We start from the raw sequence: 19,019 nt of genomic DNA on the forward strand, positions 1-19,019 counted from the left end.
GACTGCTATGAGCGCCTGAGGCATCGCCGCCGGGCGCTCGCTGCCGCTCCCCGGTCCCGGGTGGAGCCCGCAGTTCACGTTTTTGACTAAGGAGTTCCGTGCCGTCACACCCCATTCGCGTTGCCATTGTTGGCGTAGGCAACTGTGCCGCTTCCCTGGTGCAGGGCGTCGAGTACTACAAGGATGCTGATCCGAACAGCACGATTCCCGGCCTCATGCACGTGGAATTCGGTCAGTACCACGTTCGCGACGTGCAGTTCGTGGCCGCCTTCGACGTCGACTCGAAGAAGGTGGGCCTGGACCTGGCCGACGCCATCGGCGCCAGCGAGAACAACACGATCAAGATCGCCGACGTGCCCAGCACCGGTGTGACCGTTCAGCGTGGCCACACCTTGGACGGCCTGGGCCGCTACTACCGCGAGACCATCGTGGAGGCGCCGGAGGAGCCGGTCGACGTCGTCGCCACGCTCAAGGCCGCCGACGTGGACGTCATGGTCTGCTACCTGCCCGTCGGCAGTGAGGAAGCCGCCAAGTTCTACGCGCAGTGCGCCATCGACGCCGGCGTGGCCTTCGTCAACGCGCTGCCCGTCTTCATCGCGGGCACCCCGGAGTGGGCCGCGAAGTTCGAGGCCGCCAAGCTCCCGATCGTGGGCGACGACATCAAGAGCCAGATCGGCGCCACCATCACGCACCGCGTCATGGCCAAGCTGTTCGAGGACCGCGGTGTGACCCTGGACCGCACGTACCAGCTGAACGTCGGCGGCAACATGGACTTCAAGAACATGCTGGAGCGCGACCGCCTCGAGTCCAAGAAGATCTCCAAGACCCAGGCCGTGACGTCCAACGTCGAGGCCGAACTCCACGCCGACGACGTACACATCGGCCCGTCCGACTACGTGGCCTGGCTGGATGACCGCAAGTGGGCTTTCGTCCGCCTGGAAGGCCGCAACTTCGGCGACGCCCCGGTGTCCCTGGAGTACAAGCTCGAGGTGTGGGACTCCCCGAACTCGGCCGGCGTGATCATCGACGCGATCCGTGCCGCCAAGATCGGCCTGGACCGCGGCATCGGCGGCCCGCTGCTGTCCGCCTCCAGCTACTTCATGAAGTCCCCGCCGGAGCAGGTCAACGACTCCGCGGCACGCGACAACGTCGAGGCGTTCATCCGGGGCGACCTGGAGCGCTGAGCCTCCGGGCTCTGACCCGCATATGACGAAGGCCCCCTCCGCGCGGAGGGGGCCTTCGTCATGTCCTGGGCAGGCGCGCCGTCAGCGGCGGCCGGCCTGGAGACCGGCGCGTGCCATGGCGTCCGCGTACGAGCGGCCCATGTCGATCAGCCACTCGGTCTGGCGTTCCTTCGAGCCGGCGAAGGAGCGGCCGTGCAGGGAGCGGGCCTTGTAGACCTTGAGGCCGCGGCGCCAGATCAAGGGGTTGTCCGTCTTGAGGAGCATCTGGGCGAGGCGGTTGGCCTCGGTGCCGTGGGCGACGATCGCCGAGACGCGCGGCAGGATCCGCAGGAGGGCGATCAGGGGCTTGAGGCCCGCGCTGACCTGTTCTGGGGTCAGCTTGGCGTTGGGCTCGCCCGGGGTGAACCATGGGTGGGTGTTCCACGGCATCATCCACTCGGGGCGCAGACCCAGCTGGAACTGGAGGCCGAGCAGGCGGGTGGCCGCGGCGTCGTCGCCCGCCCACACCACGCCCTGCGGAGAGGCCGCGCTGTTGTTGGAGAACAGGCTCAGGATCCGGCAGTCGTCCACCGAGTGCATCGGGTCCACATAGGGCACCTCGAAGCCGGGGCGGAGCTTCCGGAGGAACTCGACGTGCTCGTTCACGGCCGCGATGTGCGGGGCGAAGAACGGGCTGTCCGGCAGGGTGCGGGTCTCGTCGGCCTGGGTCTCTTCGGCGTCGACGTCGACTGCGACGGCGGCGGGCTCGTCTTCGGCGAGCGCCTCGGCAGGTGCGGCACTTGCGACAGCGGACTCCGCGGGCAGGCCGGCGACGGCTTCTGCGATGACCGGCTCGGCGACGACCGCCTCGGCGACGGGCTCGGCGAGGACCGGCTCGATCCGGCGGGTGATGACCTCGCTCGCCTTCGGCGGAGTCTTGACGGTCTTCTTGGCTGCGGCCGGAGCCTTCTGAGTGGCCGTGGCCTTGACGGCGGGCTTGCGTCCCGGCTTCTTCGCCTCGGTGGCCGGGGCGTCCAGGTCATCCTCGTCGACGAGAATTCCGCTCAGCAGCTTGTCCAGCTCGTCGAAGCCGTTGTCGTACTCGTCGTCGGGCTCATCGGTGTGGCCGAAGCCCTCGTCGTAGCGGGAACTACGGCTGTCGTAGTCCTCGTCCTCGAAATAATCCGTGTCGGCCAGGGCGGTCATGAGGGCAGGGCTCTCCTCGGGTCATGCGGGCCGGTTTCAGGGCGCAAGACAGTGCGCCCGGTCCTGGCCGGGAAGTGGGGTGAGGGGTGCCCACCGGAAAGCCGGTGAGACTGTCAATATTAGCAAGCCGCGGGCCTCTTTTGGAGCGCTCGTGGCCCAGGTCTCTTCCCCGACGGTTCGTGACAGCCTGTGCGGCTTGACCCACCCTTGTGTAGCTCACCCACGGACATTTCCGTGGGTGATCCACGAAAGGGTGGGTGGGGACGATGATGAAGCGGTGGGTATGAGGAGCCGTTGAGTATTCTCGGGAAGGTGAGCAGCCTCAGAGCGGTCGGATTCGATCTGGACGGAACCCTGTTCGATCACCGTGGCTCCGCGACGGCGGCGGTCGACGGATTTCTCGCAGCATTCGGAGTGGTTCCCTCGGAACGCACACGGGAGCTGTGGTTCGCTGCCGAGGAGCACGAGTTCGAACGGTGGCGAGCCGGTGACATCGGGTTCCAGCAGCAACGCCGCAATCGCGTGACCACGGTGTTCGGAGCTCTCGGCCTGGAAACCCCGGACTCATCGGAGGGTCTGGACAGCGTGTTCGACCGATACCTGGCTGCTTATCGCGCGGCGTGGCGACTCTTTCCGGACGCGGGAGACGTTCTCCGACGGCTCCGCCTCCGCGGCGTGAGGGTAGGCATCCTGACGAACGGCAGTCAGGGGCAGCAACAGGAGAAGGTGGAGCGGACCGGACTCCTGGACCTCGTGGACACGGTCTGCGTGTCGGAGGAGATCGGCGCGCAGAAGCCGGACCGGCGGGCGTTCGACATCCTTGCCGATCGTCTCGGGGTGGCTCCGGCTGAATGTCATTTCATCGGCGACAACCCCGAACACGATGTGGCCGGGGCACGGGAGGCCGGAATGAGGGCTTCGCTGATCGAGCGTCACCGCCCCGCGGCGCCCGGTCTCCTGGAGATCGTGGAGAGTGTGGATGGGCCTCTCTGACCCGTCGTGAGAGCCGGCGCGGTTCGACCCACGGCTTTGTGGCTCGCCCACAGACATTTCCGTGGGTGAGCCACACAAGGGCGGGTGGGATGGATGAAGGCAGCCGACGACGGGCCAGGTGGATCCGGTGGACGACGACGGCGGTGGCCCGGCCCGTCAGCCGGCGTCCAGTGCCCCGCGATAGGACGCCAAGGTGGCGCGGGCGGCGCTGTCCCAGCCGAAAGCGGAGGCATGGCGCACGGCCCCGAGGCTGAGGGCGGTGCGGAGGGCGGCGTCGTCGTAAAGGCGTTCCAGGGCGGCGGCCCACGCGGTGATCCGGTGACCGTCCACGAGCAGGCCGCTGACACCATCGTCCACGGCGTCAGCGAGTCCGCCCACGCGGGTTGCCAGCACGGGCGTGCCACAGGCCTGGGCTTCAAGCGCCACGAGCCCGAACGACTCGCTGTAGGACGGCATCGCCACCACGTCCGCGGCGCGGAACCAGGCGGCGAGCTCCTCTCGGGGCACCGCGTTCAGCCGGGTCACCACGTCGCTCATGCCGCTCGCGGCGATGACGGCGTCGATGTCGTACTGACGGCTGCCGCTCTGCTCACCCAGCAGCGTCAGGCGCAGTGGGATGTCCGGACGCCGGGCCCGGAGCACGGCGGCCGCCTGGACCAGGACATGCGGTCCCTTGAGCCGCTGCATCCGGCCGGCGAAGACCACATGGAACCCCGGGGGAGCAGGGGCCACGGGACCGGAGGGGGAGAAGACGTCCAGGTCCACGCCGGGCGCCACCACGTCGATCGCGGCGGGGGAGGCGTCGTAGTGGGACTGGAGTTCGAGCGCCTCGGCCCGCGTGTTGGCGATGAGCCGCGCGGCGCCGTCCACCACGCACTGCTCGCCCTCCTCCCGGTTCTCCGGCTCGGCGTGCTCCCCGGAGTGCAGATGCTGGTTCTTCACCCGCGCCATGGTGTGCATGGTGTGGACCAGCGGCACGTCCCAGGCCCGGGCCAGATGCAGCCCGGCGACCCCGGAAAGCCAGTAGTGGGAGTGGATGAGCTGGTAATGGCCCTGCGCCTGCCGGGAGCGGATGGCGTCCACCTCGTCGGCCATCCGGTGGACCAGCGCGGGCAGCTGCTCCTTGGGGATCCGCCGCTTCGGGCCGGCCTGGATGTTGTGCACGCAGATGCCGGCCTCGGGATGCTCGACGTCGGGCTGACCGGGAGCCACCGCGCGCGTGAAGATCTCCACCTCCACGCCCGAGCGCGCCAGGGCGGAGGCCAGGGACCGCACGTAGACGTTCATGCCGCCCGCGTCCCCGGAGCCGGGCTGTTCCAGCGGTGAGGTGTGGAGCGAGAGGAGCGCGACGCGGCTGACCGGCGGCATGATCCCTCCCAGGTTCGCGGGGCTGATTCGGCGGGGACGGAGGATGCTGACGTCCCTCAGAGACTGTACCGCTCCGCGGTGTCACGCCCGCGACGCCGGAGGGGTGACACCGGCCCCGTGACGAGGGCTACGCGGTGGCGCCGGAAAAGAGACGGGCCACGCACCTAGACTTAACGGGTGACTTCCGAGACCCCGACCTCCCCGACCGTGCCGCACAGCCACCCGGTGACAGTGCAGGACGGCGCCACCATCCCGGAGCGGGCTGCGATCATCGATCTGGCCGCCATACGCCACAACGTCCGCCGGATGGCGGAGATCGCGGCGCCGGCGAAGGTCATGGCCGTGGTCAAGGCCGACGGGTACGGTCACGGCGCCCTGCGCACCGCACAGGCGGCGCTCGACGGCGGGGCGAGCTGGCTCGGCACGGCCCACGTGAGCGAGGCGCTGGCTCTCCGGAACGCCGGGATCGACGCGCCGCTGCTCGCGTGGCTGCACACCCCGGACACCGACTTCACCGCCGCCATCGAAGCCGGCATCGACCTGGGCTGCTCGGGCTGGGAACTGGAGCACATCGTGGCCGCGGCCCGCTCCGTGGAGCACCCCGCCCGCGTCCACCTCAAGGTCGACACCGGCCTGGGCCGGAACGGGTCCACGGTCGAGTCCTGGGACCAGCTCATCGGCGAGGCCATCGACTATCAGGACCAGGGTCTGCTGCGCGTGGTCGGCATCTTCTCCCATCTGGCCGTGGCCGATGAGCCGCACCGCCCGGAGACGGATCACCAGCTGGACGTGTTCCGTGAGGCGATCGCGCTCGCGGAGGACGCCGGGATCGACCCGGAGGTCCGGCACCTCGCCAACACCCCGGCCACCTTCACCCGGCCCGACGCGCATTTCGACCTCGTCCGCGTGGGCATCGGTGTGTACGGGCTCTCGCCGTTCGCCGATCAGCGCAGCGATGACCTCGGCCTCATCCCCGCCATGACCCTCCAGACCCGGGTGGCGAACTGCAAGGCCGTCCTGGAGGGCCAGGGTGTCTCCTACGGACTGCACTACAAGACCAAGGCGCCCAGCACCCTCGCCCTGATCCCGCTCGGCTACGCGGACGGCGTGCCGCGCATCGCCACCGGCGGGCCTGTCCGGCTCGCTGGGCGCACCTATCCCGTGGTCGGCCGGATCGCGATGGACCAGATGGTGGTGGACCTTGAGGCCGAGTTGGACGGCGCGGAACGGCTCGCCCTGGTGGGCACCCCCGCGGTGCTCTTCGGCTCGGGCCGCGACGGCGGGCCGCTCGCCGACGACTGGGCCGCCGCCGCGGGCACCATCAACTATGAGATCGTGACCCGGATCAGCGGCAGGGTCCCGCGCATCTATGTGGAGACCGAAGCCCGCCCGGAGACCGAGACCCGGCAGGAGGCGGACGCATGAGCGAAGCCCTCTGGACCGCGACCTTCCACGTGGCCGATGTGGAGGAGACGCAGGCGCTCGCCGAGACCATCGGCACCACCCTGGACGCCGGGGACCTGCTCATCCTCAGCGGTGGCCTCGGCGCCGGGAAGACGACGTTCACCCAGGGCCTGGGCCGCGGGCTCGGCGTCCGCGAAGGCATCATCTCGCCGACCTTCGTCCTGGCCCGCCGGCACCCGAACCTGCCCGACGGGCCACGGCCGGGCGGCCCGGACCTGGTGCACGTGGACGCGTACCGGCTGGGCAGCGCGGAGGAACTCGAGGACATCGATCTCGAGGAGACCCTGGACACCTCGGTCACCGTGGTCGAGTGGGGCCGTGACCGCGCGGAGCAGCTGTCCGCCAGCCGCCTGGAGATCGACCTGGAGCGCGCCACCGGCCAGGAGGCCGGGGAACAGATCATCCTGGACTTCGAGGATGAGGACGAACCGCGTACCCTCACCGTGACCGCGTACGGGGACCGCTGGGCCGAGCGCCCGGCCTGGGCCCGGACCACGGACGCATCAGCCACCCCGCAGGAAGGGAAACAGTGACGACAGTCCTGTCCATCGACACCTCGGCCATCGCCGGCGCCGCCATCCTCCGGACCGCGCCCGACGGCGTCGAGGTCCTGGCACGCTTCGCCACCGAGGACACCCGCAGCCACGCCGAGGTCACTGCCCCGGCCGTCGCAGGGCTCCTCGAGGAGACCGGCCTGACCGGCAAAGACCTGGACGCGATCGTCGTGGGCGTCGGACCGGGCCCGTTCACCGGGCTGCGCGCCGGGCTCACGGTCGCCCGCACGCTCGGCTTCGCCTGGGGCCTCCCCGTGCACGGCGTCATGAGCCTGGACGCGATCGCCGCCGAGGCGGTCGACGCCGGAGCGCCGGAGCGTTTCCTGGTCGCCACCGACGCGCGCCGCAAGGAGGTCTACTGGGCTCTCTACACGCGCGACGCCGGCGCACCGGTCCTGCTCGACGGCCCGCATGTGCAGCTCCCGGCCGAGGTCCCGCTCGACAAGCTGCTGGGCGATGCCGCGGCGCGTGGCACCGCCGTGTACGGCGCGGGCGCGGGGCTGTACCCCGAAGCACTGCCCCCGGTGGAGGGCTTCGCGCACACCCAGCCCGGCGCCGTCGCGCTCGGAAAGCTGGCCCTGCAGCGCCTGGCCCGCGGTGAGCAGCTGCTGGACACCGAACCGCTGTACCTGCGGGAATCCGACGCGCAGGTGCCGGGCCCGAGGAAGCGGGCTCTGTGAGCGGGAACGACGAGTCGCCCCGGAGGTATGTGGTGGATGAGCGGGATCCCGGGTTCACCCTGCGGGCGATGACCCCGGAGGACCTCCCCGTGGTGCACGGCCTGGAGGAGCGGCTGTTCCCGGAGGACGCCTGGCCTCTCGACATGTTCGAGGCCGAGCTGATGCAGCGGGACACCCGCGAGTACTTCGTGGCGACCATCGGCGGCACGGTGGTGGGGTACGCGGGGCTCATGTGCATCCCGCCGATCGCCGATGTGCAGACCATCGCCGTGATCCCCGAATTCGAAGGCCGGGGGATCGGCTCCACGCTGCTGCGGACGCTGCTCCAGCGGGCGGCGTACGGCAAGGCCGACGACATGCTGCTGGAGGTCCGGGAGGACAACCCCCGCGCGCAGGAGCTCTACAAGCGATTCGGCTTCGAGCAGATCGCAGTGCGGAAGAACTACTACAAGGGCGGGGTCAACGCGCTCATCATGCGGCGGGTGCTGGACCCCGGACAGGGACCGGACGCCGTGCAGGACGACGGAGGCAAGCCATGAACCGAACCGAACCGCTGATCCTCGGCATCGAATCCTCCTGCGACGAGACCGGCGTGGGGATCGTGCGCGGCAGCACGCTGCTGAGCAACACGGTGTCCTCCTCGATGGACGAGCATGTGCGCTTCGGCGGTGTGATCCCGGAGATCGCGTCCCGCGCCCACCTGGAGGCGATCGTCCCCGCCCTCGAGGCGGCCCTGACGGAAGCCGGTGTCACCCTCGACGAGCTCGACGGCATCGCCGTGACGGCGGGCCCTGGTCTCGCGGGCGCGCTCATGGTGGGCGTGAGCGCCGCGAAGGCGCTCTCGGTGGCCACCAGCAAGCCGCTCTTCGCGATCAACCACCTCGTGGCGCACGTCGCGGTCGGGCTCCTCGACCAGCAGGTCTTCGCCCCCGGTCCCGAAGGTTCCGCCGCACTGCCGGAGAACCTCGGCGCCCTCCTGGTGTCCGGCGGGCACACGGAGGTGCTGCGCGTGCGGAGCATCCACGACGTCGAACTGCTCGGCAGCACGATCGACGACGCCGCGGGCGAGGCTTACGACAAGGTGGCGCGCCTGCTCGGGCTGGGGTACCCCGGCGGACCGGTGATCGACCGGCTGGCTCGCGAGGGTGATCCGAAGGCCATCCGGTTCCCACGCGGCCTGACCCAGCCGAAGTACATGGGCACCCCGGACGAACCTGGCCCGCACCGCTACGACTGGTCGTTCAGCGGCCTGAAGACCGCCGTCGCGCGCTGCGTGGAGCAGTTCGAAGCACGCGGCGAGGAGCCTCCCGTGGCGGACATCGCCGCGAGCTTCCAGGAGGCCGTGGTGGACGTGGTGACCGCGAAGGCGATGCTCGCCTGCAAGGAGCACGGCATCACGGAACTGCTGCTCGGCGGCGGGGTGGCCGCGAACGCGCGGCTGCGGGAGCTGACCGCCAAGCGCTGCGCGTCGCACGGGATCAGCCTGCACGTGCCGCCGATCAGCCTGTGCACGGACAACGGCGCGATGGTCGCGGCGCTGGCGTCGCGGCTCGTGATGGACGGCGCGGAGCCGTCGAGCCTCGGCTTCGCCCCGGACTCGTCGCTGCCGGTGTCGACGGTCCTGCTGCCGTAGTTTTCGCCGGCGAACCGCCAGTAGGTGCCCGTATCCGTGAGGAATACGGGCACCTACTGGCGGTTCGCACAGGGGGCGGGGCGGTCAGACGGACAGCAGATCGATCAGCGCGTTGGCGGTGACGGCGCTGGACTGCGGGTTCTGTCCGGTGAGCAGGTTCCCGTCAGTAACGAGGTGCGAGGACCACGGGGCATCCGTGACCACCACGGCTCCGCTCTCCCGTAGACGGGATTCGAGCAGGAACGGGGAGAGCTCACCGAGGCCGCCCTGCTGCTCCTCCACATCGCTGAACGAGGTGAGGCGACGTCCGGCGAAGAGGAAACCGTCGTCATTCCGTGCGGACAGCAGACCCGCCAACCCGTGGCACAGGGCCGTGATGGGCAGGCCGTTCCGGTCCGCGTCGGCGAGGAGCGCCCCCAACCCGGGATGGTCCACGAGATCCGCCATGGGAGCATGGCCGCCCGGCAGGAAGAGCGCGTCGATGTGTTCCAGGCTCGTGTCTTCCAGCGCCACGGGGTTCTCGAGAGCAGGGGCGATTCCGTCGAGATAGGCGCGGAACCGTGCGGCGGCCTCGGGCTCCACACCGCCCTGCTCCGACAGGCTGGCGGGATCGACGGTGGGGACGACGCCTCCCGGGGTGGCGAAGGTGACCTTCAGACCGGCTTCGCTGAAGAGCCGGTGAGGCTCCGCGACCTCCTCCGCCCAGAAACCGGTGGGATGCAGGGTACCGTCCGAGAGGCGGAGTTCGGTGGCCGCACTGAGGACCATGAGGATGCTTGACATGAAGGGCTCCGTTCGATGAGCCGGCCGACGATCGGCCGCTATGGAGTGAAGCCCTGGACCATCGTGATTCTTCCGTGTCCTGTCGGGAAGCCATAAGATTTCTGATGACGGAAGGGTGGCGGAATGAATCTCGATGTGGTGCAGAGTTTCCTGGAGATCTACCGGAGGGGATCCCTGACGGCGGCGGCGACCGCACGGGGACTCAGCCAGCCCGCGGTCAGCGGACACCTCCGGCGACTCGAAGAGCACCTGGGCGAGAGCCTCTTTCAGCGGACCGGCCAGGGAGTGACGCCCACCGCCCGTGCCGACCTGCTGGCCCATCGGCTCGGAAGCCACCTGGACGAAGTGAAGGCGGCACTCCGGGAGAGCGATGAGGAGGGGTGGACGGGCACGGTGAGGATCGGAGCCGCTGCCGAGATCACCGCGGCCCGGCTGGTCCCCGGGCTGTCATCGTTGGCCGGCCCGGGGCTGCAGCTGCGATTCACCACCGGACATCCGGAGGCGCTGCTTCCAGAGCTCGTCGAGGGCCGGCTGGACCTGGTGGTGTCCTCGGTCCGGCCGCGGATGCCCGGGGTGGAGGCCGTGCCGCTCATCGATGAGGAGTTCGTCCTGATCGCTGCCCCGGGGATCGCACGGCGAGTGGATCCGGAGCTCTTGAGCTCCTCGCCCCTGAAGGCGCTGGCGTCACTGCCTCTCGTCGCGTACTCCGAGGAACTCCCCATCATCCGTCGGTACTGGCGCAGCGAGTTCGGGCAGCGGCCGGGTAACCCCGTGGCGCTCCTGGTTCCGGACCTGCGTGCGGTGCTGGCCGCCGTCGTTGCGGGTGTGGGGGCGTCCGTCCTCCCGCGCTATCTCGCCGGTCCCGCCGTCAGCGTGGGGCAGGCCGAGGTGCTTCACGAGCCGGTGGTGGTTCCGCTCAACACGCTTCATCTGGCACGCCAAGGCGCAGTGCCTCCGACTCCGGCGGCATCGCGGGTGGCCCGCCGGCTCCGGGAGCTGGCCGCGTCCTGGGGCGATCTCTGACGAGAGCTTCCTACTTCGGCGGCAGCGAACTCGCGTAATCGACGCCGACGCGCACCCAGCGGGCCAGCCCGTCGTCGTCGCGGGTCACGTCATCGGCCACGCGCAGCCAGCCGTCCATGGCCCTGCCCCGCATGACCGCGCGCTCGACGCCGGGATGGGAGCAGAGCTCGTCGCTCGCGGCCGGGTCGGCGCGGAGCATGAGTCCGCCCTGTCCGCTCGCGCTGACGGCCATATTGCCGCCCACCAGGAAGGCGAGCCCGCCGAACATCTTCTTCTCGGTGAAGTCCACGGCACCCGTCAGGAGATGACGGATCCGGGCCGCGAGTTCCTCGTCGTATGCCACGCCCTCATCGTCGCACCGGGACGGGGGAGCGGCAATGGCTTCCCCGTCGCGACGGAGTCGCGAAGGAACAGCTCGCACCCGGAAAACCCCCGGGGGAGGGCACGAAGTGTTCCCTCGCGGGGGCGGGGAGGGGCGATCAGGCGTCGGGGCCCTTGCGCATCTGCTGGATGAGGTCGAGCACGACGGCGTGCAGATCGCCGTCGCTCGCTTCCGCCACCGTGCGCTGCCGCTGATACCCGGCGCCCCGCTCGATGATCCTGTCCACATGGGCGAGCTCGTCCGAGCAGCCGAGCTTGGCCGCGATGGGCTCGAGGCGGTTCAGCACGTTGTTGCGCAGGTGGTCGGTGACCAGGAGCTCGTCGCCGGCACGGTTCAGGATGATGATGGCGTCCAGGCCGTAGCGGGCCGCACGCCACTTGTTCTCCTTGAGGAACCAGCGGGGCATGGTGGGGATGGCCCAGCCGGCGTCGAGCTGCTGAGACGCCTCCTCGACCAGGCACTGGGTCAGCGCGGCGATGGCGCCGACCTCTTCGAGGGTGGCGAGTCCGTCGCAGACGCGCATCTCGATGGTGCCGAGGGCGGGCACGGGGCGGATGTCCCAGCGGATCTCGCTGCCGGTGTCGATCACCCCGGTGGTGAACATGTCGTAGACGTAGTCCTCGTACTGGCCCCAGGACTGGAAGGTGAACGGCAGGCCCGCGGTGGGAAGCTGCTGGAACATGAGCGCCCGCTGGGAAGCGTAACCGGTGTCTTCCGCACCCCAGTACGGGCTGGAGGCGGAGAGCGCCTGGAAGTGCGGCATGTAGTTCAGCAGCGCGTCCATGACGGGAAGCGCCTTGTTGCGGTGATCGAGGCCGACGTGCACGTGGACGCCGTAGATCACCATCTGGCGGCCCCACCACTGGGTGCGGTCGATCAGCTTGGCGTAGCGCTCCTTGTCCGTGACGGGCTGGAGCTGCGGGGGGCTGAAGGGGTGACTGCCGGCGCAGAAGACCTCGACGTCCATGGGGTCGGTGACTTCGCGAACCGCGTCGAGGGAACGCTGCAGATCAGCCTTGGCCTCGGCGACGGTGTGGTGCACGCCCGTGACGAGTTCCACGGTGTTCAGCAGGAGTTCCTGCTTGATGTGCGGGTGTTCTTCGCCATCCTGGAGCCCGGGGTGGTTCGCGGTGACCTGGTCCAGGACTTCCTGGGCCACGGATGCGAGTTCGCCGGTCTGGCCGTCGACGAGAGCGAGCTCCCATTCAATGCCGAGTGTGGACTGCTCCGAGTCTGCGAAGTCGATCTGCACCTGGTCCCCTCCTTCTCGCTCGGCTTCCTCTGAGTGGCGGTCAGGAGACCTTGCCGATGCTTGCGTAAGTCTATTACGCGAGGGGCCAGGGCTGAGGTGGTGAATCCTGCGTGACGACGGGAGATGCGTCACGGACTGACACATGACGCCGGGCGTCGTCCGGGACATGGCGGGTCTTCAAATTGCTAATGAGAATCATTCTCAGCTAAGCTCTCTCCATGCATCTCACCATGGTCAGCTCCCTGGACAGTCACTGCCGCGCGGAGGCGGTGAGGCTCGTGGGCCGAGGTCATCGCGATTCGGTGCTCGTGCTCCACGACCTGCTTCCCGACTCCCGCGTCCTGCGCCGGGTCCACTTCCGCGACCGGATCATCGACCGCCAGGAGAAGCTCCTGGAACACGGCTGCCTGGCCTGCACGGTCCGCCTCGACGTGGTGCCGACCGTGCGGGAGTTCGCCCGGGCAGGCTGTCCTCATCTGGTGCTCGGCCTTCCGCCCGGTGTGGCCGCCGGTCAGGTGCTGGAGGAATTGCGGATCAACGGGCCCGAGGACCTGGTGATCGACAACCTCCTCGTGGCCGTGGACCCGTCTGAGCTGGAGGACCAGATCTGGGATCCGCGGACCCTGCATGACGCGGGGTTCACCCCCATGCCCGCGGATGACCGCGTGAGCGGCGAGTTCCTGGTGGGCGAGTTCGCGCTCGGTGACACCGTGCTGACCGTTCCCGGGCTGTCCGCATCGTTCGAGGGGATTCTCGACGCCGACGCCCCCGCCGCGCACGCCGGCGCCGGCTCGCCCTGGTCTCAGGGCACGCGCCTCCTGGGTCACCTGGCGCCCCATGCCACGGTGCTCGCCGCCGGGGATGAGTTCATGCCCGGCTGTCACGACCGGACGGAGGCGCTGTCCCGTTCGCGCCCCGGTGCGGTGCTGGCCCCACGGGAGCAGGAGGACGCCGAGGACCCGGCGACGTTCCGCACCGTGGTGCACCGTCTCGCGCGGCCCCTGCATCCGCTCCGGCTTCATCGGACGCTCCCCGAGCTGGCCCAGGGCGCGCACTGGCTGCGCGGCACCCTGCGCCTGGCCTCCTCCGGCTACCGGAGCGTGGCCCTCCAAGGCGTCGGGCCGCGCGTGTGGATGGAACTGGCCGAGAGGCCCGCTCCCGGTGCTCGTCCGGAGGTGTTCGCCACCCGCTGGGGAGGGGGTCCGCTCACGGCGGAGGCCGCCGTCGTCGCCGTGACGGGGCGCGCTGAGGACGTCGACCCTGCCGAGGTCGCACGGCTGCTCGACTCCTGCCAGCTCAGCGACGCGGAGCTCGCCCTCAATCCCGCTCGCTTCCCGGACCCCTTCGGTCTGCCGGAGCGCGAGCAGAGCGCCTGGCCCGGCCTCTGACCGCAGAGGATCCCAGGCTTTCAGCACCATCATCCAGAAAGGAACAGCCATGAAAGTACGCAACTCGCTGCGCGCCCTCAAGAAGATCCCGGGGGCCCAGGTGGTCCGGCGTCGCGGCAGGACGTTCGTGATCAACAAGAAGAATCCGCGGTTCAAGGCCCGGCAGGGCTGACTCCGCCACGGCCCGGCGTCCCTGGACGCCGGGCCGTGCAGTTTAATGAGCGCATGGCGATCTTGAACAAGGACATGACCCTCTGCATCTCCCTCGCGGCGCGGCCCAGCAACATCGGGACCCGTTTCCACAACTACCTGTACGAGAAGCTCGGGCTGAACTTCGTCTACAAGGCTTTCGCCCCGGCCGATCTGGCCGCCGCGGTGCAGGGAATCCGCGGGCTGCCGATCCGTGGCGCCGCCGTGTCCATGCCGTACAAAGAGGCCGTGATCCCGCTGGTCGACCACCTGGCGCCGTCGGCCGCCGCGATCGACTCGGTCAACACGATCGTCAATGACGACGGTGTCCTGACCGCCTACAACACCGACTACCAGGCCGTGGAGCGGCTCCTCGCCGAGAACCGCGTCGACAGCGGGCTGTCCGTCATGCTCCGCGGCTCCGGCGGCATGGCGAAGGCCGTGGTCGCCGCCTTCCGGGACGCCGGCTTCCGCAACGTCACCGTCGTCGCGCGCAACGAGGAGAAGGGCCGCGCCCTCGCCGGGCTGTACGGCTTCGCCTGGCAGGCCGACGACGACGGCGGCCGCCTCGCGGACGGCTCGCAGGCGCAGGTGCTGGTCAACGTCACCCCGCTCGGCATGCGCGGCGCCGAGGAGGACGCGCTGCCCTTCCCGCAGTCGGCGATCGAGGCGGCCGAGCTGGTGTTCGACGTCGTCGCCATGCCGTCCGAGACGCCCCTGCTGAAGGCCGCCCGCGCCGCCGGCAAGCCCGTGATCACGGGCGCCGAGGTGGCATCGATCCAAGCGGAGGAGCAGTTCGTGCTGTACACCGGCGTGCGTCCGGATGCGGAGCTGGTCCGCGAGGCTAGCGAGTTCTCCCGCCGCGAGGCCTGACAAGCCGCCGCTCGAAACTCCTTCGGAAACCTCTGTGCAGTCCTGTCCGGAACCCTTGGCCGCTCATCGCTAAACCGTTATAGTTCCAGGCAGCGGCGCAGCGCTGCGCCGCCAGCGACCTGAAGGGCGGTATCTGAATGTCCAGTTCCAGCATGACCAGCAGGCGAACCTTCCTCACCGTGGGCGGAGCGGGCCTGGCCGGAGTGCTCGGCCTCGCGACGGCCCCCGCGGCCTCGGCGGCCGGCGGCGCGTCGGCAGGGGTGCATCCCGCCATGACGCCACCCGGCGCCCCCGTGCCGGGCAGCGGCGGCATCCCGGCCGGGCCTTCCACCTTCGGGTGGAATCCCCGGGACCTCCTCGACTTCGACCCCGCGACCACCCCGTGGGGCCGGCATCTGCGGTGTCTCCTTCCGCGGGCCGAGCGCATCGCGCCGTTCGCGCCGACGCAGGCCCACCCCGACCTGGACCCGGCCGTCCAGCTGTCCACCCTGACCATCGACGACGCCGGTTCGGTCTACGAAGGACGGAACCAAGCGATCGGCCAGGAACCGTACGTCTACACGCAGCGGTACTGGCCGTACATCGACATCTGGGGGACCTGGCACGGGCAGGTGCTCGCCTCCGTGCCGGATGACGTGGTGAAGAACCCGTCCGCCCCGGGCCGCGACTACGGCGTCATCGACATCCCGAACCCCGGGTGGACCGAGGCCGCGCACAAGAACGGCGCCCGTGCCATCGGCGGCTGGTTCTGGCCGCGCAGCACCACGGCGTTCGACGAGTTCCTCGTGCAGCGGGCCGACGGCGGTTTCCCGGTGGGGGACAAGATCGTGGAGCTGAAGCAGTACTTCGGCTTCGACGGGCTCTTCATCAACCAGGAGGCCTCGATCACCAAGGCCCAGGTGGGCAAGCTGTTCGAGCTCTTCCGGTACATCAAGTCGATCGACCCGGACTTCTATCTGCAGTACTACGACGCGGTCCTGCCGGACAGTGGCGTCCTGGACTACCAGAACGAACTGAACGCCCGGAACCTGCCCTCGCTCGGCACGCCGGGGGACCGCGCGGTCGACTCCATCTTCATCAACTACGACTGGCCGCGCGTGGACCCGGGCCTGCGGAACAGCGCGGCGGCGGTCAAGGCCGCCGGCTTCGACCCCCGGGAGGTCGGTTTCGCCGGGGTGGAGCACCAGAAGGGCGGCTTCCGTCCGATGGAGTGCTTCGGGGACCTGGCGGCGCCAGGGAAGCCCGGCCCGCTCTCGGTCGCGCTCTTCGTGGACAGCGAGTTCTGGCTGGACGCCGCCCACCGCGGCGAGGTCCATGACCCGGAGGGCCGGGCGTGGTACCGCGATCTGGAGCAGAAGTTCTGGTCCGGACCCACCGGGAACCCGGCGGAATCGGGCCGCCTGGAGCCGCGGAAGCCTCCGTACCGCAGAGATGTGCTCAACTACCGGCAATGGGACGGCATCGCCCATTCCGTGGTCGAACGGTCGCCGTATGGTGCGCTGCCGATCGTGCACTCGTTCAACGTGGGCGTGGGGTCGTCCTTCAGCCTCGGGGGACGGACGGTCAGTTCGCGGGGCTGGGACAACCAGGGCATCGCCGACCCCTCGCTCAGCTGGCAGTACTGGACGGAGGGCCGGCTCGCCGTCGCGCTGGATGAAACCGCCTCCTACGACAGCGGCCACAGCCTCTCCGTCTCCGGCACGGGCGTGCTGCATCTCTTCAAGACCGATCTTCGCCAGAGCCGTGCGGTGCAGGTGGAAGTCGTCGCGAGCCCCGGCCTGTCACTGGAGGTGGGTGTCACCCGGCGGTCCCGGCCAGGCCGCATCGAGTGGCGGCCTCTCACGCGCGACGGCGGCGCCTCAGCCCCGTGGGCACCGCACCGCGGCGTCATCCCGGCCGACCGCGACGCCGTCGTGCGGCTCTCGCTGCGGATCAGCGGCACGGGACGTCTCGGACGCCTGTCCTTCCGGGAGGCTGGAGCCGCGCCGGCGCCCGCGGCGGTGCGTGGCCTGGCGGTCCGGACCGTCGGTGGCGGCACGGACGTGGAACTCACGTGGTCGCTCGGCAGCGGCGCGACCGCGTATGACGTGTTCCAGGGGGACCTGTGGCTCGGCAGGACGCACCGGGACGCGTTCTTCTTCCCGGCGGTGGACCTGGCCTCGGGCCGGACGTTCTCGGTGGTGCCGATCTCGGCCGCGGGCGTCCGCGGGGCGGCGGCCCGGGCCACGCTCGCGTGATCCGGCGCCCTGATGCGCTGTCCACGGGAGAGTGACCCGCGAACAGCGCGTCAGGGCCGGCCCTGCTCAGCCCCGCTCGACCGGTTCCACCACCATCACCACGCGGTCCTGGCCGATCCGGGTCAGGACCAGCGTGGCGTGGTTCCCGCCCTTGCGGGGCTTGCCCGGCAGGAGGAGCTTCCGGAGTTCCTCGGGCGTGACGGCGGTGCCGCGCTTCTTGATGTCGAGGCTGCTCACGTCGTGGGTCTTGACCCAGTTCCGGAGCGCCTTGACGTTGTACGGCATGGTCTCCAGGATGCGGAAGCTCCGGGCGAACGGCGTCTCAAGCGCCGTCTCACTCGCGAGGTAGGCGATCTGGGGATCGAGGAAGTGTGCCCCGATCTGCTCCGCCAGATCGGAGACGAGGCCGGCGCGGATGACGGCCCCGTCGGGCTCGTGCAGGAAGCCCTCCACCGGGCCGGTGAGCGGCTCCGGGCTCTCGCCGAATTCCGTCTCTGAGGTGAGCTCCACCCGGCCCGCGGGTGTCAGCAGGAGCGCCGAACGCCGGACCCCGTCCCGGGCCAGGGCGTTGAACCAGAGGGTGACCTCCGTGACGTCGCCGTCAACGGACACCCACTCGGCCTCGCAGCCGGACGGGATCGATTCGTGCGGCATGCCGGGACCGAATTTCACGCCCACGGCCTTCCCCTCCGCGGCGAGGCGTTCCACGAAGGACAGGGGAGGGGAGAACGCCTCGGGGTCCCACAGCCTGGCCGAGCCGGACGTGGAGACCTCCCGGCGCGCGGGATCCAGCCACACGCCGTCGTACTCCGCGAGATCCAGCGCGGTCGCGTCCGTGTGCAGCACGCGCGCCTCCGGGAAGGACCGCAGGTTCACGGCGGCGCAGGCGGCGGTCTCCTCGTCCCGCTCCACGGCGGTGACGTCGAGGTCGAGAGAGGCCAGGGCCAGCGCATCGGCGCCGAGGCCACAGCCGAGGTCGATCACGCGTGCCACCCCGGCCCGGCGGTAGCGTTCGGCGTGCAGCGCCGCGACGTTGAGCCGAGTGGCTTGCTCCAGGCCGGCCTGAGTGAAGAGCATGTCCTGGGCGAACGGCCCGAACTTCGCCTCCGCCTTCGCCCGGAGCCGGCTCTGGGTCAGCAGGGCGGCGACCAGTGCCGGATCGTGTCCGTCTTTGCGGAGGCGGAGATTCTGCGCCAGGGCGTCCTTCTCGGAGTAGGGTTCCATCGAGTTCAGCAGGGCGAAGGCCTCGGCCGTGAGCAGGGGCGCGATCTGGCCGTCGGGGGTGGGCATGGTTCCAGCCTAGTGCGCGGGTCCGGGTTGAAAGAGCCGCGAGCGGAGCGGGCGTCCGGCCGCGCCCGGTAGGCTGAAAGCATGAGCGCCCACCAGCCCAGATCATCCGCCTCGAGTTCCCGGAAGGTGCTGGTGGCCCTGCTCGGTGAGTATTCCCGGGCGCTGCTGATCGTGGGCGTGGTCGTGCTCCTGGTGGCCTTCGCCGTCTTGGGCGTGCTCTGGGTCCTCGACACGTTCAACGCCGCGGTGTACTCCGTGGACGGCAAGAACATCGCCGACGCCACCGAGGAGGCGAAGGGGCTGCGGGAGATCTATTCGCCCGTGCGCGCCGGGGCCTGGGTGGTGCTCATCCTCGCCGCCGTCTTCGCCGCGCTGGGCGCCGTGGGCCTGTATCTGAACCGCGACAACCGCCCGAAGGGGCAGGATCCGGAGCAGGGTGACCTGGGAGTCGAGGACATCCTCGACTGACCGCGTCCCGGCCCCGCGCCGAACGTCGAGGCGGATGTGTTCCGCCGATGACGAATAGTTGGCACTCGCCTTG

The 19,019-nt window shown here is 69.9% G+C and carries 19 protein-coding genes; 13 read left to right on the forward strand and 6 right to left on the reverse strand.

Annotated features, from left to right (window positions below):
* Positions 1-98 precede the first annotated feature (98 nt).
* The gene (locus AB6732_RS02015) at positions 99-1,184 is read left to right on the forward strand and encodes an inositol-3-phosphate synthase (protein WP_370957858.1); all 1,086 of its coding nucleotides are present in this window, start codon (positions 99-101) and stop codon (positions 1,182-1,184) included.
* An 81-nt stretch (positions 1,185-1,265) separates the two neighbouring features.
* On the opposite strand, the gene AB6732_RS02020 is transcribed toward AB6732_RS02015, so the two are convergent.
* A complete protein-coding gene (locus AB6732_RS02020) occupies positions 1,266-1,763 on the reverse strand; it encodes a uracil-DNA glycosylase (protein ID WP_370959576.1) in 498 nt (165 codons plus the stop codon).
* 918 nt (positions 1,764-2,681) lie between these two features.
* Between AB6732_RS02020 and AB6732_RS02025 the strand changes: the two genes are divergently transcribed.
* Positions 2,682-3,362 carry an HAD family hydrolase gene (locus AB6732_RS02025; protein ID WP_370957860.1) on the forward strand — a complete coding sequence of 227 codons (681 nt, stop codon included), beginning with the start codon at positions 2,682-2,684 and terminating at the stop codon, positions 3,360-3,362.
* 156 nt (positions 3,363-3,518) lie between these two features.
* Here the strand turns inward: AB6732_RS02025 and mshA are convergent, their stop codons facing one another.
* The gene (gene mshA, locus AB6732_RS02030) at positions 3,519-4,730 is read right to left on the reverse strand and encodes a D-inositol-3-phosphate glycosyltransferase (protein WP_370957862.1); all 1,212 of its coding nucleotides are present in this window, start codon (positions 4,728-4,730) and stop codon (positions 3,519-3,521) included.
* A 207-nt stretch (positions 4,731-4,937) separates the two neighbouring features.
* Here mshA and alr point away from each other — a divergent pair, with 207 nt between their 5' ends.
* From alr to tsaD, 5 genes are all read left to right on the forward strand, one after another.
* On the forward strand, positions 4,938-6,155 hold the full coding sequence (gene alr, locus AB6732_RS02035) for an alanine racemase (RefSeq protein ID WP_370959577.1): 1,218 nt from the start codon (positions 4,938-4,940) through the stop codon (positions 6,153-6,155).
* A complete protein-coding gene (gene tsaE, locus AB6732_RS02040; RefSeq protein WP_370957864.1) occupies positions 6,152-6,727 on the forward strand; it encodes a tRNA (adenosine(37)-N6)-threonylcarbamoyltransferase complex ATPase subunit type 1 TsaE in 576 nt (191 codons plus the stop codon). Before alr ends, tsaE begins: the two co-directional genes overlap by 4 nt.
* Positions 6,724-7,428, forward strand: a complete 705-nt coding sequence (gene tsaB, locus AB6732_RS02045) for a tRNA (adenosine(37)-N6)-threonylcarbamoyltransferase complex dimerization subunit type 1 TsaB (RefSeq protein ID WP_370957866.1) — start codon at positions 6,724-6,726, stop codon at positions 7,426-7,428. Before tsaE ends, tsaB begins: the two co-directional genes overlap by 4 nt.
* 68 nt (positions 7,429-7,496) lie before the next feature.
* Positions 7,497-7,967, forward strand: a complete 471-nt coding sequence (gene rimI / locus AB6732_RS02050) for a ribosomal protein S18-alanine N-acetyltransferase (protein WP_370959578.1) — start codon at positions 7,497-7,499, stop codon at positions 7,965-7,967.
* Positions 7,964-9,061 (forward strand): tRNA (adenosine(37)-N6)-threonylcarbamoyltransferase complex transferase subunit TsaD, encoded by a 1,098-nt coding sequence (tsaD, locus tag AB6732_RS02055; protein ID WP_370957867.1) that lies wholly within the window; start codon positions 7,964-7,966, stop codon positions 9,059-9,061. The genes rimI and tsaD overlap by 4 nt, the downstream gene beginning before the upstream one ends.
* 84 nt (positions 9,062-9,145) lie before the next feature.
* Here the strand turns inward: tsaD and AB6732_RS02060 are convergent, their stop codons facing one another.
* The gene (locus tag AB6732_RS02060) at positions 9,146-9,844 is read right to left on the reverse strand and encodes a type 1 glutamine amidotransferase domain-containing protein (protein ID WP_370957869.1); all 699 of its coding nucleotides are present in this window, start codon (positions 9,842-9,844) and stop codon (positions 9,146-9,148) included.
* Positions 9,845-9,967: 123 nt separating this feature from the next.
* Here AB6732_RS02060 and AB6732_RS02065 point away from each other — a divergent pair, with 123 nt between their 5' ends.
* Positions 9,968-10,867, forward strand: a complete 900-nt coding sequence (locus tag AB6732_RS02065) for a LysR substrate-binding domain-containing protein (protein ID WP_370957871.1) — start codon at positions 9,968-9,970, stop codon at positions 10,865-10,867.
* A 10-nt stretch (positions 10,868-10,877) separates the two neighbouring features.
* On the opposite strand, the gene AB6732_RS02070 is transcribed toward AB6732_RS02065, so the two are convergent.
* A complete protein-coding gene (locus AB6732_RS02070; protein ID WP_370957873.1) occupies positions 10,878-11,210 on the reverse strand; it encodes a TfoX/Sxy family protein in 333 nt (110 codons plus the stop codon).
* Between the two features lie 136 nt (positions 11,211-11,346).
* The gene (locus AB6732_RS02075) at positions 11,347-12,501 is read right to left on the reverse strand and encodes a glutamate--cysteine ligase (RefSeq protein WP_370957875.1); all 1,155 of its coding nucleotides are present in this window, start codon (positions 12,499-12,501) and stop codon (positions 11,347-11,349) included.
* Between the two features lie 218 nt (positions 12,502-12,719).
* Here AB6732_RS02075 and AB6732_RS02080 point away from each other — a divergent pair, with 218 nt between their 5' ends.
* The 4 genes from AB6732_RS02080 (at position 12,720) to AB6732_RS02095 (ending at position 17,188) form a co-directional block, all read left to right on the forward strand.
* Entirely contained in the window at positions 12,720-13,889 is a 1,170-nt protein-coding gene (locus tag AB6732_RS02080; protein ID WP_370957877.1) for a GTP-binding protein, read from the forward strand.
* A gap of 49 nt (positions 13,890-13,938) precedes the next feature.
* Complete coding sequence (ykgO, locus tag AB6732_RS02085; RefSeq protein ID WP_287902055.1) at positions 13,939-14,061, forward strand: type B 50S ribosomal protein L36; 123 nt, start codon at positions 13,939-13,941, stop codon at positions 14,059-14,061.
* 53 nt (positions 14,062-14,114) lie between these two features.
* Positions 14,115-14,951, forward strand: coding sequence for a shikimate 5-dehydrogenase (locus tag AB6732_RS02090; protein ID WP_370957879.1), 837 nt, complete (start codon positions 14,115-14,117; stop codon positions 14,949-14,951).
* 152 nt (positions 14,952-15,103) lie between these two features.
* The gene (locus AB6732_RS02095; protein ID WP_370957881.1) at positions 15,104-17,188 is read left to right on the forward strand and encodes a hypothetical protein; all 2,085 of its coding nucleotides are present in this window, start codon (positions 15,104-15,106) and stop codon (positions 17,186-17,188) included.
* A 66-nt stretch (positions 17,189-17,254) separates the two neighbouring features.
* On the opposite strand, the gene AB6732_RS02100 is transcribed toward AB6732_RS02095, so the two are convergent.
* Entirely contained in the window at positions 17,255-18,478 is a 1,224-nt protein-coding gene (locus AB6732_RS02100; protein ID WP_370957883.1) for an SAM-dependent methyltransferase, read from the reverse strand.
* An 81-nt stretch (positions 18,479-18,559) separates the two neighbouring features.
* On the opposite strand from AB6732_RS02100, the gene AB6732_RS02105 reads away from it, so the two are divergent.
* Positions 18,560-18,946 carry a hypothetical protein gene (locus tag AB6732_RS02105; protein ID WP_144627767.1) on the forward strand — a complete coding sequence of 129 codons (387 nt, stop codon included), beginning with the start codon at positions 18,560-18,562 and terminating at the stop codon, positions 18,944-18,946.
* The last annotated feature ends 73 nt before the right edge of the window (positions 18,947-19,019 follow it).

This window comes from Arthrobacter sp. RCC_34 (genome assembly GCF_041360795.1).
Classification (GTDB): domain Bacteria; phylum Actinomycetota; class Actinomycetes; order Actinomycetales; family Micrococcaceae; genus Arthrobacter_E.